Origin of the sequence: Massilia sp. WG5, from assembly GCF_001412595.2 — a bacterium.
Classification (GTDB): domain Bacteria; phylum Pseudomonadota; class Gammaproteobacteria; order Burkholderiales; family Burkholderiaceae_D; genus Telluria.
This window is the reverse complement of the sequence record NZ_CP012640.2, coordinates 858,640-879,665: the sequence shown is the minus strand read 5'-3', so window position 1 is coordinate 879,665 and position 21,026 is coordinate 858,640. Positions and strand designations below refer to the sequence as shown.

Here is a 21,026-nt window from a genome sequence, read left to right as displayed (position 1 = left end):
AAGTCGGGCGGCCGGTTCAGCGCACCAGGCAGGGCTTCTTGTTATCGAAGGTCCAGTTCGGGATAAGGAACTGCATCGCGGCGGCGTCGTCGCGGGCGCCGAGGCCCATGTTTTTATACGCCTGGTGCGCCTTTTCCAGCTCGGCCTCGTCGATCTCGATACCCAGGCCCGGCCTCGACGGAATGCGGATCTTGCCGCCCTCGATCTTCATCGGCTCCTTCGTCAGGCGCTGGCCGTCCTGCCAGATCCAGTGGGTGTCGATCGCGGTGACCTTGCCGGGCGCGGCGGCGACGACGTGGGTGAACATCGCCAGCGAGATGTCGAAGTGGTTGTTCGAATGCGAGCCCCAGGTCAGGCCGAACATCTCGCACAGCTGGGCCACGCGCACCGAACCCTGCATGGTCCAGAAGTGCGGGTCGGCCAGCGGGATGTCGACCGACTGCAGCTGGATCGAGTGCGCCATCTGGCGCCAGTCGGTGGCGATCATGTTGGTCGCGGTCGGCAGGCCGGTGGCGCGGCGGAACTCGGCCATCACTTCACGGCCCGAGAAGCCGTTCTCCGCGCCGCAGGGGTCTTCGGCATAGGCCAGCACGCCGTGCTTGTCGCGGCACACGCGGATCGCGTCCTTCAGCGACCAGGCGCCGTTCGGGTCCAGCGTGATGCGCGCGTCCGGGAAGCGCTCGTGCATCGCGACAATGGCTTCCATCTCTTCGTCCGCACTCAGCACGCCGCCCTTCAGCTTGAAGTCGTTGAAGCCGTAGCGCTCGCGCGCCGCTTCGCACAGGCGCACCACGGCCTCGGGCGTGAGCGCTTCTTCGTTGCGCAGGCGGAACCAGCTGCTGCCGGCGTCCGGCTCGCTGCGGTAGTCCAGATCGGTCTTCCTGCGGTCGCCCACGTAGAACAGGTAGCCCAGCATCTCGACGGCGTCGCGTTGCTGGCCTTCGCCCAGCAGGGCGGCGACCGGCACGTTCATGAACTGGCCCAGCAGGTCGAGCAGGGCCGACTCCACCGCGGTGACGGCGTGGATGGTGGTGCGCAAATCGAAGGTCTGGTTGCCGCGCCCGCCCGCATCGCGGTCGGCGAAGGTCCGGCGCATCGCATTCAGGATGTTGTTGTACTCGCCCAGCGTCTTGCCGACGATGAGCGGCTTGGCGTCCTCGATGGTCTGGCGGATCTTCTCGCCGCCCGGCACTTCGCCCAGGCCGGTATTGCCGGCGCTGTCCTTGAGGATCACGATATTGCGGGTGAACCAGGGGCCGTGGGCGCCGGAGAGGTTCAGCAGCATGCTGTCCCGGCCAGCCACGGGAACGACGCGCAGCGCGGTGACGACGGGAGCGCCGGATACGTAGGGTGTCATGTGTACTTCCTTGATAGCTATGAGGATTGCTTTACTTCGCGATCAGCGATTTGGAGAGGCTGAAGCGCTTGATGTCGCCGACGATGAACAGGTAGCAGGCGATCGCCAGGGCCGCGTTGGCGCCGACGAAGACCAGCGCGCCGGAGAAGGAGCCGGTGGCCTGCACGATGTAGCCGATGACGATCGGGGTGGTGATGCCGGCGGTGTTGCCGAAGGTGTTGAACAAGGCGCCCGACAGGCCGCCGGCTTCCTTCGGCGAGGTGTCCGACACCACCGCCCAGCCCAGCGCGCCGACGCCCTTGCCGAAGAAGGCCAGCGACATCACGGCCACGACCAGCATGTCGGTCTCGATGTAGTTACAGGCGATCATGCTCATCGACATCAGCATGCCCAGCACGATCGGCACCTTGCGCGACACCGACAGCGAGTAGCCGCGCTTGGCCAGGCGGTCCGACAGCCAGCCGCCGGCGACGCCGCCGAGGAAGCCCGCGATCGCCGGCACCGACGCCACGAAGCCGGCCTTCAGGATCGTCATGTGGCGCTCCTGCACCAGGTAGACCGGGAACCAGGTCAGGAAGAAGTAGGTGAGCGTGGTGATGGCGTACTGGCCGATGTACACGCCCAGCAGCATGCGGTTGCCCAGCAGTTCCTTGATGGCGGCGAAGGTGTTGACCTGCGCCGGGGCCTTCGAGGCGCCGTCGAGGTCGACCAGGGCGCCGCCGTCCTGGATGTATTTCAGTTCGCTCTGGCTGACCGAGGGGTGGTCCTTCGGGCCGTAGATGACCTTGAGCCACACGAAGGCCATCACGATGCCCAGGCCGCCCATCACGAAGAACACGCTGTGCCAGCCGTAGGAGTGGACCAGCCAGCCCATGATCGGCGCGAACAGCACGGTGGCGAAGTACTGGGCCGAGTTGAAGATGGCGGCGGCCAGGCCGCGCTCGTTGGTCGGGAACCAGCTTGATGCGATGCGGCTGTTGCCGGGGAAGGAGGGCGCTTCGGCGGCGCCGACCAGCAGGCGCAGCGCGAACAGCATGAACACCGCGGCGCCGCCGGCGAAGAAGCCGGCGGTCCCGGTCAGCATGGTGAAGACCGACCACAGGAAGATGCTGAAGAAGTAGGTGATCTTCGAACCGAAGCGGTCGAGCAGCCAGCCGCCCGGCAGCTGGGCCAGCACATAGGACCAGGCGAAGGCCGAGAACACGAAGCCCATCTGGATGGCGTCGAGGCCGAGTTCCTTCTTGATGCCCGGGGCGGCGATCGAGATCGTGGCGCGGTCGGCGTAGTTGATGGTGGTGATCACGAACAGCATGGCGAGGATCGTCCAGCGGGTGCGGGTCTGGACTTTGGCCGCTGCCGCGGTCCTGATGGCTTGTGCTTGTTCCACAAGGGTCTCCTGTGATTATGGTTGTTGAATTGCTCGACAAATCATATGTCGTCAGCGATTCATAACCAAACCAAAGAGTGACGCGGCCTATTCAATAATTGAATGGATCGGCAGGGTGGAAGCCGGGCATGATCTCGCGCTTGAACAGGTCCAGCACGGGATTGTCGTTGTCGCGCCGCTAGGCGCACACCATCTGCACCGGCGCGGTCGGGATCTTGCGCATCACGATGCCGTCGAATTTCAGCCGCGCCGCGCCTTCGGCGATCAGCGCCACGCCGACGCCCGCGCGCACCAGGGCCAGCATGGTGTGGACCTGGCCGATGTGTTCGACGAACTCCGGCGCCACGCCGGCACTGGCGAAGCGCTCGCTCAGCATCTGGTAGAAGGGACGCGCTTCGTAAGGCGAATACATGATGAAGGGCTTGCCGTGCAGGTCCTGGAAGCTGGGCTCGAGCGGCCACTGGCCGGCGTCGCGTTCGCGGATCGCCAGCATCAGCGATTCGGTCGCCAGCAGCACGCTTTCGAGTTCGCCGTTCACGGTATGCGGGCGCATCAGGCCCAGGTCGAGCTCCCCGGCGTTCAGGGCCTCGACCTGCGCCGTGCTGACCAGCTCCTTGAGGGTCAGCGAGATGCCCGGCGAGCGCTCGCGCAGGCGCTGCACGACTTCCGGCAGCAGGCTGTAGCCCGACGCCGAGGTGAAGCCGATCGCCAGCGTTCCCTGTTCGCCCTTGGCGGCGCGGCGCGCCGAGAACGCCGCTTCTTCCGATATGCGCAGGATGCGCGTTGCCTCGTTGAAGAACGACTTGCCGGCGCTGGTCAGGCGGACCATACGGCTGTTCCGCTCGAGCAGTTGGGCGCCGACGTGATGCTCGAGCAGCCGGATCTGGCGGCTCAGCGGCGGCTGCGTCATGCCGAGGCGCTCCGCGGCCCGGCTGAAATTCAGTTCCTCGGCCACGGCGACGAAACAACGAAGTTGGGTAAGCTCGAACATGTCGGAAATTATAAAGGCACAGCCAGGGGGTAAAAGAAAGCGCTGGCGGTCCACCGGCGATGAGAAGAAAATGGCAGGCAGGTTTTATCGGGAGACCGCCATGCACCTGCGCACCTGGTTCGCCATCCCATTCCTGGCCGTGCTCATGGGAAGTCCGCTCTCGGCAAAAGCCGGGCCCTTGTACACCATCACCATCCTGCCCGAGTGGCTCAACGGCAGCGCCATCAACAACGCCGGGCAGCTCACCGGCGTGATGCCGGTCCCTGGCGGCTCGCACGCCTTTCTCTACACGAACGGCGATGTGCGCGATCTCGGCACCCTGGGCGGCACGCGCAGCTTTGGCTATGCATTGAACGACAGGGGCATGGTCACCGGCGACGCGTCGCCGGCTTCCGGCGCCGGTCACGCTTTCGTCTACGCCAAGGGCACGATGCGCGACCTCGGCACGCTTCCCGGTGGCAGTTCCAGCATTGGGCTCGGCATCAACAACGCCGGGCAGGTGACCGGATCGGCGACCACCGGCACCGGGCAGACCCACGCCATGTTGGCCGACGATCGCGGAATGCGCGACCTGGGCACCTTGGGCGGCAATTTCTCGTATGGCAGCGGCATCAACCAGGCAGGGCATGTGGTGGGCGCCTCGAACCTCGGCGGCGACGAGTCGCAGCGGCACGCTTTTTTCTATCGGGACGGCGTGATGACCGATCTCGGCGATCTGGGCGGCGTGCGCAGCGTGGCCGAGGGCATCAATGACCATGACCAGATCATCGGCGCCATCGTGGACGCCGCCGAGGTCGCCCACTCGTTCCTCTACACGAACGGCGTCGTGAACATGCTCGGCGATTTCGGCGGACGCTACACCGGGGCCTGGGACATCAACAATCTCGGGCAAGTGGTCGGCTACTCGACCTTCAGCGACGACATCGATTCCAGGCACGGCTTCCTGTACACGGATGGGAAGCTGCTCGACATAAACGCGCTGCTCGATCCCGCGCTGGGCTGGACCGTCGCCGTGGCCATCGGCATCAACGACGCGCAGCAGATCTTCGGCTACGCCTGCCGCACGAAGGACCTGTGCCGGCCCGTGCTGCTGGACCCGATTGGCGCGCCGCCGGTGCCCGAGCCGAACAGCCTGCCGATGTTGCTGGCCGGGCTGGCGGCAGGCGGGCTTTGGCGCGCGCTGCGGCACAGCCCAAAAAAAGCCCGCCGGGAGGCGGGCAAAGAGCTATCTTTTGGAGGAAGATAGTTGGAGACTGGTTGACTGGCCTTAGCCGGCCACCTGCAGCTGGCCGTCGACCATGCGGGTCAGGCCGAGCGGATTGTCGTCGCGCAGGGCTTCCGGCAGCAGGTCCGCCGGCAGGTCCTGGTAGCACACCGGGCGCAGGAAGCGCTCGATCGCGGTCGCGCCGACGCTGGTCGAGCGCGTATCGGAGGTCGCCGGGAAGGGGCCGCCGTGCACCATCGCGTGGCAGACTTCGACGCCGGTCGGGTAGCCGTTGAACAGGATGCGGCCGGCCTTGCGTTCCAGGACCGGCAGCAGCTTCGCGGCAAGCAGCCGGTCGGCGGCGGAGGCATGCACGGTCGCCGTCAGCTGGCCTTCGACGTGATTCGTCACGGCCAGCAGTTCGGCTTCGTCGCGGCAGGCGATCATCAGCGAGGCCGGGCCGAAGATCTCTTCTTCCAGGTCCGGATTCGCGAGGAAGGTCGAGGCATTGGTCTGGTACAGCGCGCCCTGGGCGGCGCAGCCCTGGCCTTCGGCCGAACCCTGTCCGACCAGTTCCACGCCGACGATGCCGGAACGCTTCTCGATTGCGCTGGTATAAGCCTTGTGGATGCCGGCGGTCAGCATGGTGCCGGCGCTCTTGGCCTGCAGCGCCTGCGCGGCGGCGGCGCGGAAGGCGTCGAAGTCGGCGCCGGCCAGGCCGATCACCAGGCCCGGGTTGGTGCAGAACTGGCCCACGCCCATGGTCAGCGAGTCGATGAAGCCCTGGCCCAGTTTGGCGGTGTTGCCCGCCAGTGCGCCCGGCAGCAGGTAGAAGGGGTTGATCGAGCTCATCTCGGCGTACACCGGGATCGGTTCCTTGCGTGCGCTCGCCGTGTGCACGAGGGCCATGCCGCCCTGGCGCGAGCCGGTGAAGCCGACCGCCTTGATCGCCGGGTTGGCGACCAGGGCCTGGCCGACCTGGCGGCCTTCGCCGATCAGCATCGAGAACACGCCTTCCGGCATGTCGCATTCGATGGCGGCGGCAAGCACGGCCTTGCCGACCAGTTCCGAGGTGCCCGGGTGGGCGCTGTGGGCCTTGACCACGACCGGGCAGCCGGCCGCCAGCGCGGATGCGGTATCGCCGCCGGCCACCGAGAAGGCGAGCGGGAAGTTGGAGGCGCCGAACACGGCGACCGGGCCGAGCGCGATCTTGCGCATGCGCAGGTCCGGACGCGGCGGCGTGCGCTGGGGCAGGGCGGAGTCCAGCGTCGCTTCCAGGAAGTGGCCGTCGCGGACGACCTTGGCGAACAGGCGCAGCTGGTTGCAGGTGCGGCCGCGTTCGCCCTCGATGCGGGCGGCGGGCAGGCCGGATTCCTGGCTGGCGCGCTCCACCAGCGCCGGGCCGATGTCCATGATGCGGTCGGCGATGGTTTCCAGGAAGCGCGCGCGGCGCTCCAGCGACACGTTGCGGTAGGCATCGAAGGCCTGCTCGGCCAGCGCGCAGGCGGCCTCGACCTCCAGAGCGGTGGCCAGGCCGAAGGCCGGTTCCATCTCGGCGCGCGTGGCCGGGTTGAAGGCGCGCAGGCTGCCGGCGCTGCCGCGCACGACGCGGCGGCCGATGATCATTTCACCTTGAATCGTCATGCCGGGCTCCTTATTGCGCGCCTTGCGCAACGATCAGCTTGTGCAGCATGTCGCATTCGGCCGGGTTCAGGTCGCTCAGCGGCGCGCGCACCGGACCGGCGTCGCGGCCGACCAGGCGGGCGCCGGCCTTGACGATGCTGACCGCGTAGCCATGCTTGCGGTTGCGGATTTCCAGATAGGGCAGGAAGAACTCGTCGAGCATGCGGTTGCAGGCGGCGTGGTCGTCGTTGGCGACCGCGTGGTAGAAGTCCATCGCCAGCTTCGGCATGAAGTTGAAGACGGCCGAGGAGTAGACCGGCACGCCCAAGGCCTTGTAGGCCGATGCATACACTTCCGCGGTCGGCAGGCCGCCCAGGTAGGTCAGGCGGTCGCCGAGACGGCGCCAGATCTGGGTCATCAGCTCGATCTGGCCGAGGCCGTCCTTGAAGCCGATCAGGTTCGGGCAGCGGTCGGCCACGATTTCCAGCGAAGCCGGGGTCAATTGGCACTGCGCGCGGTTGTAGACGACCACGCCGAGGCTGGTCGATTTGCAGACCTGTTCGATGTGGGAGATCAGGCCTTCCTGGCTGGCTTCGGTCAGGTAGTGCGGCAGCAGCAGCAGGCCTTTGGCGCCAAGGCGTTCGGCTTCCTGGGCGTACTGGATGGCCATGCGGGTCGGACCGCCGGCGCCGGCCAGGATGGGCACCGAATTCTCGCAGGTGTCGACGGCAACCTTGATCACTTGCGAAAACTCCTGCGGGGTCAGCGAGAAGAACTCACCGGTGCCGCCTGCCGCGAACAGGGCGCTGGCGCCGTAAGGAGCCAGCCACTCGAGGCGCTCCGCATAGGTCGAGGGACGGAAGTTGCCCTCGGCGTCGAAGTCGGTGACCGGGAAGGACAGCAGGCCCGAGGACATAACTTGTTTCAACTCTTGCGGATTCATGGCGGCTCCAATATTGATGGGGGTGTGGGTCAGTGCTACGACGGTTTCCCGTCAAGTCGTCAGACATCCTACAACTGCTTATCGACTTTGGCAAGCCGTAGTTGCGCAGATTTTTTGTCGAGCCGGGCAGAGGACAGCCCGAGTCGCTGCCTGTTCATGGGGACGTGGTAGCGGAAGTGCGAACCAGCGGTGGGAAATGGCACCGCTCTGTCCCACATATCAAGAAAGTGATCTGATGTCTTGTTGTTATTGCATGATCGGGATCACGGCCGAACCGGCGTATGAGGCGTCCTCAGGGAAGGCCGTCCTGTTGGCCGAAAACCTCGTCTTCCGGATCATCGAACGCAGGACCGTCCAGGAGTGGGGCCTGCTGGGCTGATATCGTTCAGCCAAGGTAGAGCGGATCATCCGCCACATACGTCACCACGCGGTGGTTCAGGAAACCGCGTGGGGCGATCCTTCCCAGGTCGAATGGCATGATGCGCGCGCCGCCGGTCTGGAAACTCCAGGTGAAGGCCTGCCCGTTCGACAGGAAGCGCACCGTCGTGCCGCCGGTCACGTTCACATAACGGGTCCCATCGGTGATGACGATCACCTCGTCGGCCGGGCTCTGCGCCGGCACGATCGTTCCAAGAAAGCTGAGCGGCTGCTCGCAGGTCCAGGCCGGCGCGGCGCCGGAGGCGATCGCCATCGCGGCGGCAAGCTGCAAGCGAAGAACACGCCTGGTTTTCATGATCTCTTCCTTTCTGTCGGCATTGGCAAAGGTGCCTGCAGAAAGCTTGGACAGCGTGCCGGCTGTCTTGTCCCGGTAATTTCTTTCAGCGCGGCGCGAACCAGTCGAGCAGGCGGCGGTTGATCGCATCCGCCGCCTCGTACTGCACCCAATGCCCGGCTGCGGGGATGATCTCGAAGGGGCGTTCGGCGCGGCCGGCCTGCCACATGGGGCCGACTTCGGCCGGATCGCCGGTCGTGTCGTGTTCGCCCCATACCATCAGCACCGGGATCGCCAGCTGTTCCAGGGCCTTGCCCAGGGCAGGACCGAGCGAGGTCTTCTTGCTGTGGAAACGCGTGCGCAGGCAGGAGCGGTAGTGGACCTCGAGCGCGAGCGGATCGATGGGGCCGTGCAGCATCAGCACGCCCATGTTGTGGCGCATGTGCGCGAGCACGGTTTCTTCATCGGCGATGCCTTGCCAGGCCAGCATGGCGGCGCTCTGGCGGCGGCGCAGGCCATGGCCGACCGCGCCCAGCAGGGCCAGCCTGCGCACGCCCCGGTGCCGCTGCGCCAGGCAACCGGCGACCACGCCGCCGAAGGAAAACCCCGCCAGGTCGAAGCGCGCGCCGGGACCGAGCAGCTTGCCGAGCGAGCCCTGCAGCGTATCGAGCAGGCCGTCGAAGTCGAGCTCCGTGGACAGGGCGTCGGAATCCCCATAGCCGGGCAGGTCGGGCGCCAGCACGCGGTGCGAGGCGGACAGCGCCTCGATGTTCCTGATCCAGTGCATCCACGAGCCGTGGCCGCCGTGCAGCAGCACCAGCGGCTCGCCGGTCCCGAATTCGCGCCAGCGGATGACGCGTCCCTCGTGTTCGATGTCGTGGCGTACGGCGATCCGGTCGAGACGCTCGATCGCCTCCAGTGCTGGGTTGGTGTTCATCGCTGCTTCGGTCAAAAGGATCCAGTATAGCTTTGCCTGATACCTCCTGGGTATTGACGGGATACCAATTCGGTGTTGGACGCCACCGTGGGTCTTATCTACTCTGCAATGACGCAGAAGCCGGCATCAGCCGGACAGCGACATTACAAGAGTGGAGACAATATGCATCACCCTGTTGCCATCGGGCGGACGCCTGGCCGGCCGTGGTCGGACTGGTCGCTGACGGCGGTGGCCGCCGGCTTCCTCGCGGTCCTGGTGTCCTTCGCCGGACCGCTCGCGATCTTCTTCCAGGCGGCCCAGGCGGCCCATATGCCGAACGCCATGTTCGCGTCCTGGGTCTGGGGCATCTCGATCGGCGCGGCCGCAGCCGGCATCTTCCTCAGCTGGCGCTTGCGCACGCCCATCATCACCGCCTGGTCGGCGCCGGGGACGGCGCTCCTGATCACGCTGTTTCCCGGGCTCTCGCTGAACGAGGCCGTGGGCGCCTACCTCAGCGCGGCGCTGATCCTGCTGCTGATCGGCCTGTCGGGTTCCCTCGAGCGCATCATGGCCCATGTCCCCAAGGGCATCGCCAGCGGCATGATGGCCGGGATCCTGGTTCCGTTCGGGCTGAACGCCTTCAGGGCCGCCGGCTCGCTGCCCGCGCTGGCCTTCGGCATGATCGCGGCCTACCTGGTGTTCAAGCGCTGCCTGCCGCGCTACAGCGTGGTGCTGCTGATGGCCGCGGGTGCGCTGCTCGCCTGGCTGCTCGGCGCGACCCATTTCTCCGCGATGCAAGTCGAACTCGTGGTCCCGCATTTCATCGCGCCGGCCTGGAGCTGGCGCTCGACCTTCAGCCTGGCGCTGCCGCTGGTCCTGGTCACCCTGACCGGCCAGTACCTGCCGGGCATCGCGGTGCTGAGGACTTCCGGCTACGCGACGCCGGTGCGCCCGGTGATCGTGGCCAGCAGCCTGGTGTCGCTGCTGGTGGCCTTCGCGGGCGGCATCACGATCGCCATCGCCGCCATCACGGCGGCCATGTGCACGGGCCGCGACGCCCACGAGGATCCGGGCCGGCGCTACGTGGCCGGCATCGCCAACGGCCTGTTCTACCTGGTGGCGGGCCTGTTCGGCGGCTCGATCGTGATGCTGTTCGCGGCCCTGCCCGCGGAACTGATCGCCTGCCTCGCCGGCCTGGCGCTGCTGGGCGCGATCGGCACCAACCTGGCCGGCGTGATGGCGGCCGAGGACCACCGCGAAGCCTCCCTCATCACCTTCCTCGCCACGGCCTCGGGCATGAGCTTCCTCGGCCTGGGCGCTGCCTTCTGGGGCATCGTCATCGGGCTGGCGGCCTACCGGATCCTGCACAAGACCTAAAACATCAACCACAAGGAGACAGCAAGCATGCGACAGATCGACATTCACAAACTGGCCGACGGGGCCAGGTTCAACCGCTTCCACGCCGGCATTCTGGCCTGGTGCGCCCTCATCATCATCTGCGACGGCTACGACCTCGCGGTGGCCGGCATCGCGCTGCCTTCGATCATGAAGGAGATGGGCGTCACCGCCCAGAATGCCGGCTTCATGGTCAGCTCGGCGCTGTTCGGCATGATGTTCGGCGCGATCTTCCTCGGCACCATCGCCGATCGTATCGGCCGGCGCCTCGCCATCGTCATCTGCCTGGCGCTGTTCAGCGTGTTCACCGCGGGCGCCGGCATGAGCAGCGACCCCTATGTATTCGGCCTCATGCGCTTCCTGGCGGGGCTCGGCATCGGCGGGGTGATGCCGAACGTGGTGGCCCAGATGACCGAGTACTCGCCGAAGAAGATCCGCGCCACCATGGTGACGCTGATGTTCAGCGGCTACGCGGTGGGCGGGATGCTGGCGGCGCTGCTGGGCAAGGGCCTGATCGAGCACCATGGCTGGCAGTCGGTGTTCCTGGCGGCCGGCGTGCCGGTGCTGCTGATTCCCTTCATCCTGAAAAACCTGCCGGAATCGATGCCCTTCCTGGTCAAGCGGCAGCGCTTCGCGGAACTGCAGCAGACCCTGGCGCGCATGGAGCCCGGCTACCGTGCGGCGCCGGGCGACCGCTTCGAGGTCGCGCAGGCCGACCGCGCCGAGGGCGCGCCGATCGGCAAGCTGTTCCAGGAAGGCCGCGGCTTCTCGACCGCCATGTTCTGGATCGCCTTCTTCATGTGCCTGTTCATGGTGTACGCGCTCAGCTCCTGGCTCGCCAAGCTGATGGCCGGCGCCGGCTACAGCCTTGGCTCGGCGCTGACCTTCGTGCTGGTGCTGAACTTCGGCGCGGTGATCGGCGCGGTGGGCGGCGGCTGGCTGGCCGACCGCTTCCACATCAAGCACGTGCTGGTCGGGATGTATGCGCTGGCCGCGGTGTCGATCTCGCTGCTCGGTTACCCGGTGCCGACCCCGGTGCTGTTCCTGCTGGTCGGCCTGGCGGGCGCGTCGACCATCGGCACCCAGATCGTCACCTATGCCTACGCCGGCCAGTTCTACCCGACCGCGATCCGCTCCACCGGCATCGGCTGGGCGTCCGGCGTCGGCCGCAGCGGCGCGATCCTGGCGCCGATCGTGATCGGCACCCTGGTCGGCATGGCGCTGCCGCTGCAGCAGAACTTCATTGCGATGGCGATCCCGGCGCTCATCGCCGCGGTATCGGTCGCCCTGATCAGTCATGGCAAGTCCGCCTCCGCCGTGCCCGCCATCGGCAAAGGCGCGCTGGCCGATCCGTCCGAAGCCTGAACAGTCACAAGGAGACATGGATGAACAATGCAGCAAACAGTGTGCGCGGCACGGCAATCGCGATGGCGCTGGCATCGGCTTTCGCGGCCGGCGGCGCCCGGGCCCAGAGCCAGGTAACGGTGTACGGCCTGGTCGATGCGGCGCTGGCGCACATGAGCAAGGTCGATGCCGCCGGCCACTCGGTGACGAAGATGCCTTCGCTGACCGGCAGCCTGCCCTCGCGCATCGGCTTTCGCGGCAGCGAAGACCTGGGCGGCGGGCTGGCGGCGGTGTTCACGCTGGAGAGCGGCTTCAACCCCGACACCGGCGTGCTGGGGCAGGGCGGCCGCGTCTTCGGGCGCCAGGCCTGGATCGGGCTGCGCGGGCAATGGGGTACGCTGCAGCTGGGCCGCATCCTGAACATGACTTACCTGGCGACGGCGAAAAGCGACGTGCTCGGGCCGAACCTGTTTTCGATCAACAGCATCGACCTTTACCTGCCGAACGCCCGCAGCGACAACGCCATCGGCTATCTCGGCAGCTTCCATGGGTTCAGTGTCGGCGCAACCTGGAGCTTCGGGCGCGACGGCTCGGCGGCGGGCGGCCCGTCGGCTACCGGCTGCGCCGGCGAAGTGCCGGGCAATGCCAGGGCCTGCCGCCAGACCACCGCGCTGCTCGGCTATGACGGAAACGGTATCGGCATCAACGCGACCTACGACAAGCTGTACGGGAACACGGGCGCCGCCGGCGGCCTCACCAGCAGCGACAACTACGACCGCCGGGCGACCGTCAACGGCTATGCCCTGCTGGGCACGGTCAAGCTGGGCGCCGGCGTCATCGATCGCAAGACCTTCGCCGCCGCCGGCGTCAGTGAGTCCGATCTCTACTACCTGGGCGCGAGCGTGCCGCTGACGGGGCGCCTGACGCTGGATGCGCAGGCGGCGCGCCGCAACCTCAAGGGTTCGGCGGACGATACGAACATGCTGGTGGCGCGCCTGATGTATGCGCTGTCGAAGCGCAGCGCCGTCTACGCGGGCGTGGGGCGCATGGACAACCATGGCGCCGCGGCGGTGGCGCTCGACGCCGGCGGCACGACCGCGCCGGGCAAGGTCCAGAACGGCGTGATGACGGGCTTGCGCCACAGCTTCTGAAGCACGCGCAAAAAAAGCGGCAAGGAGGCTGTGCGCCTCGCTGCCGCGTCAAGGGGTTTGATGACAGGGCGCCGGTTCAGGCGCCCAGGAAGGCCGAAAGGACGCGCGTGAATGCCGATTCGGCTTCGACGTTCGAGATATGGGATGCCGGCACGGTCTCGAGCCGCGCGCCGGGGATCTGGCGGCACAACCACTCCCCATCCGCGACGGTCGTGACCGGATCCTGGGCGCCGGCCACGACCAGCGTCGGCACCGGAATCGCGCTCACCGCCGCGCGCAGGTCCGCCTGCGCCAGCGCCTCGCAGCAGCGCGCATAGCCCTCGGGGTCCTGCGCGCGCAGGCTTGCCGTCATGCTGTCCACCAGCCGCGGTGCGCGCTCGATGAAGGCCGGCGTGAACCAGCGCGCCGCGGCGCCGTCGGCCACGCCCGCCATGCCTTCGCGCCGCACCAGTTCGGCGCGTGCGTTCCAGCCCTCGGCCGTGCCGATGCAGGCGGCGGTATTCGCCAGCACCAGCTTGCCGATGCGCCCGGGCTGGTGGATGCCCAGCCACTGCCCGGTCAGGCCGCCCATCGAAATGCCGCAGAAATGGGCTTCGTCGATTCCGAGCGCATCCAGCAGGCCGACGACGTCACGTCCAAGGTCGGCGAGGCCGAGCGGGGCCCGGCCCCGTTCCGACTCGCCATGGCCGCGGGTGTCGTAGCGCAGCACGAAAAAGTCGCGGGCAAGGGCCGCCGCCTGGGCGTCCCACATGCCCAGGTCGGTGCCGAGGGAGTTCGAGAACACCAGGCAGGGGCGCGCCGGATCGCCGTCGGTACGGTAGTGCAGGCGTGCGTCATTGATGCGTACAAATGGCATGTCGTCTCCTCAACCCTGGTCGCCGCCACCGACAGGCAGCACGGTACCGGTGATGTACGAAGCCTCGCCGGAGGCCAGGAACAGGATCGCGGCAACCTGCTCGTCGATGCTGCCGTAGCGCTGCATCAGGCTCGACGCCCTGGTCTGGTCGACGATGCCCTGGTACCACACCTGTTCCTGTTCGCTCAGCGGCGCCGGATTACGTGCTACCCGCCGCGGCGGCGCTTCGGTGCCGCCGGTGGCGACCGCATTCACGCGGATGCCGTCGCCGGCGTGCTCCATCGCCAGGCTGGCGGTCAGCGCGTTGACGCCGCCTTTCGCCGCCGAGTAGGGGATGCGGTAGATGCCGCGCGTGGCGATCGAGGAGACGTTGACGATGGCCCCGCTTCGGCGCTCGATCATGGCCGGCAGCACGGCGCGGCAGCACCACAGCGTCGGGAACAGCGAGCGCCGGATCTCGGCTTCGATCTGCGCCTCTTCGTATTCCTGGTAGGGCTTGGCCCAGATCGTGCCGCCGACATTGTTGACCAGGATATCGACGCGGCCGTAGTCATCGAGCGCACGCTCGACGACGGCGGCGGCGCCGGCCCAGGTTTCGAGGTCGGCTTCGACCGTCACCACCTGGGCGCCGAAGGCAGCGGCTTCCTCGGCCACCTCGTGCACCAGCGCCGAGCGGTCGGCCAGCACCAGCTGGGCGCCTTCGCGCGCGGCGGCCAGCGCCACGCCGCGCCCGATGCCCTGGGCGGCGCCGGTGACGATCATCACCTGATTCTTGAAGCGGTCGGGATGGATCATGCTGCGGCTCCTGCTGTGCTGGTGGCGGAAAACTTCTCGAAGAGGAAGCTGTGGGGACTCATGCCGGTGCTGCCCAGCCAGCCGCGCACCGCCTCGACCATCGGCACCGGGCCGCACAGGTAGACGTCGACGTCGCCGCCGTTCATCCAGGCCGGATCGACGTGGGCGGTGGCGTAGCCCTTGCGCGGATGGCTGCTGGCCTCGCTCGACACGCAGGTCACGTACTCGAACTGCGGATGGCTGGCCGCGATGCGATCCAGCTGCTCCAGCCCGACCAGGTCGTGGTCGTGGGTGACCGCGTACACCAGGCGCACCGGATGGGCGAAGCCCTTAGCGGCAAGCACGTCCAGCATGGCCAGGAAGGGCGCGATGCCGGTGCCGCCCGCCAGCATCAGGACCGGACGCTGCACGGGGCGCAGGTAGAAGCTGCCGTAGGGACCCGTGAAGGAGATCGGCTGGCCCGGCTGCGCCTGGCCGCTCAGCCAGCTGCTCATCAGGCCGTTCGGCACGTTGCGCACCACGAAGCTGGCATGCGGGGCGCCGGGGGCGGAGCTGAACGAGTAGGAGCGGGTCTGGTCGGTGCCGGGCACCGTCACGTTCACGTACTGGCCCGGCAGGAAGTCCAGCTGCTCGGGGTCGTCCAGCGCCACCGAGAAGCGGATGGTCGAGGACGACAGCTGCTCGACCCCGGCGAGCTTGCCGGGGAAGTCGTTCACGCCGGTCTTGCAGGCGGCGGAGGTCGCCGGGATGCGGACCACGCAGTCCGAGGTGGGACGCATCTGACAGGCCAGGACATAGCCGGCGGCCGCGTCCTTCTCTTCCAGCGCATCCTCGATGTAGCTGTCGGGCGGCATATCGTATTGCCCGGACTCGCAGTGGCCGCGGCAGGTGCCGCAGGCGCCGTCGCGGCAGTCCAGGGGGATGTTGACCTTCTGGCGGTATGCCGCGTCGGACAGTTTTTCGTTGGGATTGCAGCTGATGAAGCGCGTGACGCCGTCTTCGAACTGCAGTGCGATCGTATGGCTCATGACCGGCTCCTGCTTCCTGTACTTAAATGTGATAGATGTCGATGACCTGGTTGATGTAGTCGTTCTTCAGTACGACATACTTGTCCAGGATCTTCGGCTGCGGACCGGAAAAATCGATCACGTAGCGCGACATGCCGAAATAGCTGTAATTCGTGTGGTAACGGTGGCTCAGCGTGTGCCAGTTGAAGCGCACCGTGTGGACCGCCCCCTCGACCTTTTCCAGCTCGACGTTGGCGATGTTGTGGCTGGTGCGGGTGTCCGGAATGGTCGCGCTGGAGCGCTCGGTCTTGATGCGGAACACGCGGTCTTCCAGTCCCTGGCGGCTCGGATAGAAGATCAGCGAGATCTCGCGCTCAGGGTCCTGCACCAGGGTGCCGTCGTCGTCCCAGGACGGCATCCAGAAGCGCGCGTCCGGCGCGTAGCACTCCAGCCAGTCGTCCCACTGCTCGTCGTCCAGCAGGCGCGCCTCACGGTAGAGGAAGGCGAGGATGTCCTGCATCGCGATCACGTTCACGGCGGCGTTCATTTCGTTTCTCCCTGCGCTTGTGCTTGTGCTGCCGATGCCTGCTTGTGCGCGAAGGCCTGCTTCATCACGTCCAGCCAGTAGCGGTGTTGCACCGTGTACAGGCCTTCGTCCTCGGTGCGTACGCCGCTCATCACGGGCGCCAGGCCGATGTCCTTGGCCGCCTCGTCCGCGCCCTGGATCCAGTGGCCGGCGCCGCGGCACATATCGTTCCACTGCATGGCCCCGCCCTGGTAGCCCTGCTGGCAGGCGCGGAATTCTTCCAGGTCGTCCGGCGTCGCCATGCCGCTGACGTTGAAGAAGTCCTCGTACTGGCGGATGCGGTGGGCGCGCGCCTCCGCCGACTCGCCTTTCGGTGCGATGCAGTAGATCGTCACCTCGGTCTTGTCGACCGCCAGCGGGCGCAACACGCGGATCTGGGAGCTGAACTGGTCCATCAGGTAGACGTTCGGGTACAGGCACAGGTTGCGCGAGCGTCCCACCATCCAGTCGGCGGTCGGCTTGCCGTACTTCTCGGCGTATTCCGCATGGCGTGCAAAGTTCGGCCGGTCTTCGGGATTCGCCCACTGCGACCACAGCAGCATGTGGCCCTGCTCGAAGGCGTAGAAGCCGCCGCCCTGGCGTCCCCAGTTGCCGGCGTCCATGGCGCGGATCTTGTCCTCGCCGTGCGAGTGCTCTTCCTTGCGGCGGTTGGTGGTGGCCGCGTAGTTCCAGTGCACCGCGGTCACGTGGTAGCCGTCGGCGCCGTTCTCGGCCTGCAGCTTCCAGTTGCCCTCGTAGGTGTAGGTCGAGGAGCCGCGCAGCACTTCCAGGCCTTCGGGCGACTGGTTGACGATCATGTCGATGATCTTGCCGGCCTCGCCCAGGAATTCCTCGAGCGGCGCCACGTCCGGGTTCAGGCTGCCGAACAGGAAGCCCTTGTAGCTGCCGAAGCGCGCCAGCTTCTTGAGGTCGTGCGAGCCTTCCTTGTTGAAGCACTCCGGATAGCCGGCCTCCGCGGGGTCCTTCACCTTCAGCAGCTTGCCGCTGTTGTTGAAGGTCCAGCCGTGGAAGGGGCAGGTGAAGCTCGCCTTGTTGCCGCGCTTGTGGCGGCACAGCTGGGCGCCGCGGTGGCTGCAGGCATTCACGAAGGCGTTCAGTTCGCCGTTGCGGTTACGGGCGATGAACACCGGCTGGCGGCCGATGTGGGTCGTGTAGTAATCGTTGACATTCGCGACCTGGCTCTCGTGCGCCAGGTAGACCCAGTTGCCCTCGAAGATGTGCTTCATCTCGAGTTCGAACAGGGCCTCGTCGGTGAAGGCGCTGCGGTGCAGGCGGTGGTCGCCGGTGGCCGCATCCTCGACCAGGTAGTCGTCGAGGCTTTTCGGCTTGAAGGCGTCGACCGGAACGATGGGGATGGTCGTCATGATGGCTCCTCAGGCGGCGGCGCGCACGCGGTCGACCAGGGTGCTCGGCGCGGCTTCGGTCTCGCGGTACAGGCGGAAGTCGAAGTCGATCGAGGCGAAGGGCTTGGCGACGCGCTTGGCGTCGAGCTGGGCCGGATCGTCGATGCGGGCGATCGGCGGCACCAGGCCTTCGCGGCTGGCGAAGGCGAAGTCGTCCCACAGGTATTCGTCGCCGTCGATATTGATCTGGGTGGTCAGCTTGCGGTGACCCGGCGCGCTGACGAAGAAGTGGATGTGCGCCGGGCGCTGGCCGTGGCGGCCCAGTTGGTTCAGCAGCGCCTGGGTGGTGCCGTCCGGCGGGCAACCGTAGCCGACCGGGATGATCGAGCGGAACTGGTAGCGGCCCTGGTCGTCGGTGACGATGCTGCGGCGCAGGTTGAACGGCGACTGGGTCTGGTCGAAGAAGGAGTAGTTGCCCAGCAGGTTGGCGTGCCAGACCTCGACCTTGGCGCCCGGCATCGGCTTGCCGTCCTGGTCGAACACGGTGCCCTGCATGAACAGGACTTCGCCCTTGTCTTCTTCGCTGCCGTCGTCGAGGCGGGCGAAGCCCACGCTTTCCGGTGCGCCGGCCACGTACAGCGGGCCTTCGATGGTGCGCGGCGTGCCGCCTTCCAGGCCGGCCTTCTGCTCGGCCTCGTCGGCGCGGATGTCGAGGAAGCGCTCCAGGCCCAGGCCGGCGGCCAGCAGGCCCAGTTCGCCGGCGGCGCCGGCGGCCGACATGTACGAGACGCCGTGCCAGAATTCGGTCGGGCTGATGTCGAGGTCTTCGATCGCCTTGCAAAGGTCGCCCAGCAGGCGCAGCACGACTTGCTGCACGCGCGGGTTGGCGGGGCGGTCGGCGGCGTCCACGACCCAGTTTTTGGCCAGGGTTTCGATATCTGCGTGATTCATTTCAGGTCTCCTTTGTGTTGGCTTATTGGTCGGTGCTGCGGATCGAGGACGGATGGCGGCACAGCGGCATCACTTCGATCTGCATGTAGGGGAACAGCGGAAGAGAGGTCAGCAGCGTGTGCAGCTCGTCGACGCTGTCGACGTCGAAGATGCTGACGTTGGCGTACTGCCCGGCGATGCGCCACAGGTGGCGCCACTTGCCATCGTATTGCAGCTGCTGGGCGAGAGCCTTCTCGTCCTGCTTCAGGCGCGCCGCCTGGTCGGCCGGCATCGATACCGGCAAATTGACGTTCATTCGTACATGGAACAACATGGTGGTTTCCTTTACTAGCCCTGCCTTATTGACGCTGCAGACTGCGCAGCTTGTCGGTATCGATTTCGACGCCCAGGCCCGGACCGCTCGGCACTTCGAGCATGAAGTCGCGGTAGACCAGGGGTTCGCGCAGCACTTCCTGGGTCAGCAGCAGGGGGCCGAACAGTTCGGTGTCCCAGGCCAGCTCGGCGAAGGTCGCGCAGACGTGGGCGGTGGCCGCGGTGCCGATGCCGCCTTCGAGCATGGTCCCGCCGTACAGGCCGACGCCGGCCAGGCGGGCGACGGTCGCGACTTCCAGCGCCGGCAGCAGGCCGCCGGACTGGGCGATCTTGACCGCGAAGACGTCGGCGGCGTCGGTGCGCGCCAGCGCCATCGCATCGTCGGGGCCGTGCAGGGCTTCGTCGGCCATGATGGCGACGTCGAAGCGCTGCTTGAGGCGGGCCAGCGCGGCGGTGTTGTACGCCTTGACCGGCTGCTCGATCAGGTCGATGCCGCCGTCTTCGAGCCGGGCGATGCCGCGCACCGAGTCCGATTCGTTCCAGGCCTGGTTGACGTCGACCCGCACGCTGGCGCGGTCGCCGAGCGCACGCTTGATTTCCAGTACGTGCCGGACGTCGTCGTCGACGCTGCGCAGGCCGATCTTCAGCTTGAAGATGCGGTGGCGCCGGATCTCCAGCATGTGCTCGGCTTCCGCGATGTCCTTGGCGGTGTCGCCGCTGGCCAGGGTCCAGGCCACCGGCAGCGCGTCGCGCACCCGGCCGCCCAGCAGTTCCGACAGCGGGACGTTCAGGCGGCGCGCCTGGGCATCCAGCAGGGCGGTCTCGAGCGCGCACTTGGCGAAGCGGTTGCCCTGGATGATCTTGCGGATCTTCGCCATGGCTTTGGCCGGCCGGGTCGCGTCCATGCCGATCAGCAGCGGAGCGATATGGGTGTCGATGTTGACCTTGATGCTTTCCGGGCTCTCTTCGCCGTAGTTCAGGCCGCCGATCGTGGTGGCTTCGCCCCAGCCCTGGATGCCGTCTGCGCAGCGGACCCGTACCAGCACCAGGGTCTGCGTATTCATGGTCGCGACGGACAGCTTGTGGGGCCGGATCGTCGGCACGTCGACCAGAAAGGTTTCGATATGTTGAATCATATTTTCTGCATATAATGCGTTACGGTGATAACACGATATTCCCCCAAACGACGGTCGTCCAACACCGTTTTGGTATCACCTCAATACTCAAAAGGTATAGATATGGAGCTGAGACATCTTCGTTACTTCGTTGCGGTAGCGGAAGAAAGAAACTTCACGCGGGCGGCCGAGCGCCTGCACATCGCCCAGCCGCCGCTGAGCCGCCAGATGCAGCAACTGGAAGAAACCCTGGGGGTCGAGCTGATCGAAAAGGGGTCGCGGCCCCTGCGCCTGACCGAGGCCGGCCAGTTCTTCCTGGCGCATGCCAGGCCCTTGCTCGACCAGGTGCGCGACCTGAAGGCGATGACCCAGCGGGTCGGGAAGCTGGAGCGCACGCTGTCGGTCGGCTTCGTCGCCTCGACCCTGTACGGCCTGCTGCCGGACATCATCCGGCGCTACCGCGAGCAGCATCCGGAAGTCGAGGTCACGCTGCAGGAGATGACGACGGTCGATCAGCTGAAGGCGCTGAAGGAAGGCCGGATCGACGTCGGCTTCGGGCGCCTGAAGAGCGAGGACCCGAGCATCCGCCGCATCCTGCTGCGCGAGGAAAGGATGGTGGTGGCGCTGTCAGCCGGCCACCGGCTGGGGGAAAGGGAGGGCGGGATCCGGCTGACGGAGCTGATCCACGAGCCGCTGCTGGTGTATCCGAAGGCGCCGCGCCCGAGCTTTGCCGACCAGGTGCTGGCGGCCTTCAACGAGGCCAACCTGACGCCCGACCACGTGACGGAGGTGCGCGAACTGCAGATCGCGATCGGCCTGGTGGCCGCCGGGCAGGGCATCTCGATCGTGCCCGAGAGCGTGCAGGGGATGCGGCACCGGAATGTCTTCTACCGGACGCTGGAGGACAAGCACGCGTTCTCGCCGATCCTGTTCAGCGTGCGCTACATGGACCGCTCGCCGGAACTGCAGAACATGCTGGCGGCCGTGTATTCGGTCTACGAGGACCACGGCATCCCGCACGTCAAGGAAGCGCTGTAG

Annotated in this window: 21 protein-coding genes; 6 read left to right on the top strand and 15 right to left on the bottom strand. The window is 66.8% G+C overall.

Annotated elements, in window-relative coordinates; translation table 11 throughout:
• Positions 1–16: 16 nt before the first annotated feature.
• From gudD to AM586_RS03825, 3 genes are all read right to left on the bottom strand, one after another.
• Positions 17–1,357 carry a glucarate dehydratase gene (gudD, locus tag AM586_RS03835; protein WP_052233841.1) on the bottom strand — a complete coding sequence of 447 codons (1,341 nt, stop codon included), beginning with the start codon at positions 1,355–1,357 and terminating at the stop codon, positions 17–19.
• A gap of 31 nt (positions 1,358–1,388) precedes the next feature.
• Positions 1,389–2,669 carry an MFS transporter gene (locus AM586_RS03830; protein ID WP_082439862.1) on the bottom strand — a complete coding sequence of 427 codons (1,281 nt, stop codon included), beginning with the start codon at positions 2,667–2,669 and terminating at the stop codon, positions 1,389–1,391.
• 253 nt (positions 2,670–2,922) lie between these two features.
• On the bottom strand, positions 2,923–3,735 hold the full coding sequence (locus AM586_RS03825; protein ID WP_082439629.1) for a LysR substrate-binding domain-containing protein: 813 nt from the start codon (positions 3,733–3,735) through the stop codon (positions 2,923–2,925).
• Positions 3,736–3,835: 100 nt separating this feature from the next.
• On the opposite strand from AM586_RS03825, the gene AM586_RS03820 reads away from it, so the two are divergent.
• Complete coding sequence (locus tag AM586_RS03820) at positions 3,836–4,981, top strand: PEP-CTERM sorting domain-containing protein (RefSeq protein WP_052233843.1); 1,146 nt, start codon at positions 3,836–3,838, stop codon at positions 4,979–4,981.
• Positions 4,982–5,002: 21 nt separating this feature from the next.
• Here AM586_RS03820 and AM586_RS03815 read toward each other — a convergent pair whose 3' ends face one another.
• Both AM586_RS03815 and kdgD read right to left on the bottom strand, forming a co-directional pair.
• Positions 5,003–6,583 (bottom strand): aldehyde dehydrogenase (NADP(+)), encoded by a 1,581-nt coding sequence (locus AM586_RS03815; RefSeq protein ID WP_052233844.1) that lies wholly within the window; start codon positions 6,581–6,583, stop codon positions 5,003–5,005.
• 10 nt (positions 6,584–6,593) lie between these two features.
• Positions 6,594–7,505, bottom strand: coding sequence for a 5-dehydro-4-deoxyglucarate dehydratase (gene kdgD, locus AM586_RS03810; protein WP_052233845.1), 912 nt, complete (start codon positions 7,503–7,505; stop codon positions 6,594–6,596).
• Positions 7,506–7,758: 253 nt separating this feature from the next.
• Here kdgD and AM586_RS29050 point away from each other — a divergent pair, with 253 nt between their 5' ends.
• A complete protein-coding gene (locus tag AM586_RS29050; RefSeq protein ID WP_257791533.1) occupies positions 7,759–7,884 on the top strand; it encodes a hypothetical protein in 126 nt (41 codons plus the stop codon).
• A 6-nt stretch (positions 7,885–7,890) separates the two neighbouring features.
• On the opposite strand, the gene AM586_RS03805 is transcribed toward AM586_RS29050, so the two are convergent.
• Complete coding sequence (locus tag AM586_RS03805) at positions 7,891–8,238, bottom strand: CzcE family metal-binding protein (RefSeq protein ID WP_162600518.1); 348 nt, start codon at positions 8,236–8,238, stop codon at positions 7,891–7,893.
• 85 nt (positions 8,239–8,323) lie between these two features.
• Entirely contained in the window at positions 8,324–9,154 is an 831-nt protein-coding gene (locus AM586_RS03800) for an alpha/beta fold hydrolase (protein ID WP_052233890.1), read from the bottom strand.
• A gap of 162 nt (positions 9,155–9,316) precedes the next feature.
• Here AM586_RS03800 and AM586_RS03795 point away from each other — a divergent pair, with 162 nt between their 5' ends.
• Genes AM586_RS03795 through AM586_RS03785 form a run of 3 tightly spaced genes read left to right on the top strand, consistent with a single transcriptional unit; the run spans position 9,317 to position 13,023 of the window.
• Positions 9,317–10,510: a benzoate/H(+) symporter BenE family transporter gene (locus tag AM586_RS03795; protein ID WP_052233847.1), complete on the top strand. Its 1,194-nt coding sequence runs from the start codon at positions 9,317–9,319 to the stop codon at positions 10,508–10,510.
• A gap of 27 nt (positions 10,511–10,537) precedes the next feature.
• Positions 10,538–11,893, top strand: coding sequence for an MFS transporter (locus AM586_RS03790; protein ID WP_052233848.1), 1,356 nt, complete (start codon positions 10,538–10,540; stop codon positions 11,891–11,893).
• Between the two features lie 20 nt (positions 11,894–11,913).
• Positions 11,914–13,023, top strand: coding sequence for a porin (locus AM586_RS03785; protein ID WP_052233849.1), 1,110 nt, complete (start codon positions 11,914–11,916; stop codon positions 13,021–13,023).
• 76 nt (positions 13,024–13,099) lie between these two features.
• Here the strand turns inward: AM586_RS03785 and pcaD are convergent, their stop codons facing one another.
• The 8 genes from pcaD to AM586_RS03745 are packed head-to-tail and all read right to left on the bottom strand — an operon-like array spanning position 13,100 to position 20,009.
• Positions 13,100–13,879: a 3-oxoadipate enol-lactonase gene (pcaD, locus tag AM586_RS03780; RefSeq protein ID WP_052233850.1), complete on the bottom strand. Its 780-nt coding sequence runs from the start codon at positions 13,877–13,879 to the stop codon at positions 13,100–13,102.
• Positions 13,880–13,888: 9 nt separating this feature from the next.
• Positions 13,889–14,674, bottom strand: coding sequence for a 1,6-dihydroxycyclohexa-2,4-diene-1-carboxylate dehydrogenase (locus tag AM586_RS03775; RefSeq protein ID WP_052233851.1), 786 nt, complete (start codon positions 14,672–14,674; stop codon positions 13,889–13,891).
• The gene (gene benC / locus AM586_RS03770) at positions 14,671–15,702 is read right to left on the bottom strand and encodes a benzoate 1,2-dioxygenase electron transfer component BenC (RefSeq protein WP_052233852.1); all 1,032 of its coding nucleotides are present in this window, start codon (positions 15,700–15,702) and stop codon (positions 14,671–14,673) included. The genes AM586_RS03775 and benC overlap by 4 nt, the downstream gene beginning before the upstream one ends.
• A gap of 22 nt (positions 15,703–15,724) precedes the next feature.
• Positions 15,725–16,228 carry a benzoate 1,2-dioxygenase small subunit gene (gene benB / locus AM586_RS03765; RefSeq protein WP_229411147.1) on the bottom strand — a complete coding sequence of 168 codons (504 nt, stop codon included), beginning with the start codon at positions 16,226–16,228 and terminating at the stop codon, positions 15,725–15,727.
• Entirely contained in the window at positions 16,225–17,631 is a 1,407-nt protein-coding gene (benA, locus tag AM586_RS03760; protein ID WP_052233853.1) for a benzoate 1,2-dioxygenase large subunit, read from the bottom strand. Before benA ends, benB begins: the two co-directional genes overlap by 4 nt.
• 9 nt (positions 17,632–17,640) lie before the next feature.
• A complete protein-coding gene (catA, locus tag AM586_RS03755) occupies positions 17,641–18,561 on the bottom strand; it encodes a catechol 1,2-dioxygenase (RefSeq protein WP_052233854.1) in 921 nt (306 codons plus the stop codon).
• A gap of 22 nt (positions 18,562–18,583) precedes the next feature.
• Positions 18,584–18,874, bottom strand: coding sequence for a muconolactone Delta-isomerase (gene catC, locus AM586_RS03750; RefSeq protein ID WP_052233855.1), 291 nt, complete (start codon positions 18,872–18,874; stop codon positions 18,584–18,586).
• A 25-nt stretch (positions 18,875–18,899) separates the two neighbouring features.
• A complete protein-coding gene (locus tag AM586_RS03745; RefSeq protein WP_052233856.1) occupies positions 18,900–20,009 on the bottom strand; it encodes a muconate/chloromuconate family cycloisomerase in 1,110 nt (369 codons plus the stop codon).
• Between the two features lie 102 nt (positions 20,010–20,111).
• Here AM586_RS03745 and AM586_RS03740 point away from each other — a divergent pair, with 102 nt between their 5' ends.
• Positions 20,112–21,026 carry a LysR family transcriptional regulator gene (locus AM586_RS03740; RefSeq protein ID WP_052233857.1) on the top strand — a complete coding sequence of 305 codons (915 nt, stop codon included), beginning with the start codon at positions 20,112–20,114 and terminating at the stop codon, positions 21,024–21,026.

What these genes read in the sequence shown, in the direction of transcription:
- gudD (WP_052233841.1), bottom strand. Translation starts at nt 1,357, where the DNA reads ATGACACCCTACGTATCCGGCGCTCCCGTCGTCACCGCGCTGCGCGTC.
- AM586_RS03830 (WP_082439862.1), bottom strand. Translation starts at nt 2,669, where the DNA reads ATGCTGTTCGTGATCACCACCATCAACTACGCCGACCGCGCCACGATC.
- AM586_RS03825 (WP_082439629.1), bottom strand. Translation starts at nt 3,735, where the DNA reads ATGTTCGAGCTTACCCAACTTCGTTGTTTCGTCGCCGTGGCCGAGGAA.
- AM586_RS03820 (WP_052233843.1), top strand. Translation starts at nt 3,836, where the DNA reads ATGCACCTGCGCACCTGGTTCGCCATCCCATTCCTGGCCGTGCTCATG.
- AM586_RS03815 (WP_052233844.1), bottom strand. Translation starts at nt 6,583, where the DNA reads ATGACGATTCAAGGTGAAATGATCATCGGCCGCCGCGTCGTGCGCGGC.
- kdgD (WP_052233845.1), bottom strand. Translation starts at nt 7,505, where the DNA reads ATGAATCCGCAAGAGTTGAAACAAGTTATGTCCTCGGGCCTGCTGTCC.
- AM586_RS29050 (WP_257791533.1), top strand. Translation starts at nt 7,759, where the DNA reads ATGATCGGGATCACGGCCGAACCGGCGTATGAGGCGTCCTCAGGGAAG.
- AM586_RS03805 (WP_162600518.1), bottom strand. Translation starts at nt 8,238, where the DNA reads ATGAAAACCAGGCGTGTTCTTCGCTTGCAGCTTGCCGCCGCGATGGCG.
- AM586_RS03800 (WP_052233890.1), bottom strand. Translation starts at nt 9,154, where the DNA reads ATGAACACCAACCCAGCACTGGAGGCGATCGAGCGTCTCGACCGGATC.
- AM586_RS03795 (WP_052233847.1), top strand. Translation starts at nt 9,317, where the DNA reads ATGCATCACCCTGTTGCCATCGGGCGGACGCCTGGCCGGCCGTGGTCG.
- AM586_RS03790 (WP_052233848.1), top strand. Translation starts at nt 10,538, where the DNA reads ATGCGACAGATCGACATTCACAAACTGGCCGACGGGGCCAGGTTCAAC.
- AM586_RS03785 (WP_052233849.1), top strand. Translation starts at nt 11,914, where the DNA reads ATGAACAATGCAGCAAACAGTGTGCGCGGCACGGCAATCGCGATGGCG.
- pcaD (WP_052233850.1), bottom strand. Translation starts at nt 13,879, where the DNA reads ATGCCATTTGTACGCATCAATGACGCACGCCTGCACTACCGTACCGAC.
- AM586_RS03775 (WP_052233851.1), bottom strand. Translation starts at nt 14,674, where the DNA reads ATGATCCATCCCGACCGCTTCAAGAATCAGGTGATGATCGTCACCGGC.
- benC (WP_052233852.1), bottom strand. Translation starts at nt 15,702, where the DNA reads ATGAGCCATACGATCGCACTGCAGTTCGAAGACGGCGTCACGCGCTTC.
- benB (WP_229411147.1), bottom strand. Translation starts at nt 16,228, where the DNA reads ATGAACGCCGCCGTGAACGTGATCGCGATGCAGGACATCCTCGCCTTC.
- benA (WP_052233853.1), bottom strand. Translation starts at nt 17,631, where the DNA reads ATGACGACCATCCCCATCGTTCCGGTCGACGCCTTCAAGCCGAAAAGC.
- catA (WP_052233854.1), bottom strand. Translation starts at nt 18,561, where the DNA reads ATGAATCACGCAGATATCGAAACCCTGGCCAAAAACTGGGTCGTGGAC.
- catC (WP_052233855.1), bottom strand. Translation starts at nt 18,874, where the DNA reads ATGTTGTTCCATGTACGAATGAACGTCAATTTGCCGGTATCGATGCCG.
- AM586_RS03745 (WP_052233856.1), bottom strand. Translation starts at nt 20,009, where the DNA reads ATGATTCAACATATCGAAACCTTTCTGGTCGACGTGCCGACGATCCGG.
- AM586_RS03740 (WP_052233857.1), top strand. Translation starts at nt 20,112, where the DNA reads ATGGAGCTGAGACATCTTCGTTACTTCGTTGCGGTAGCGGAAGAAAGA.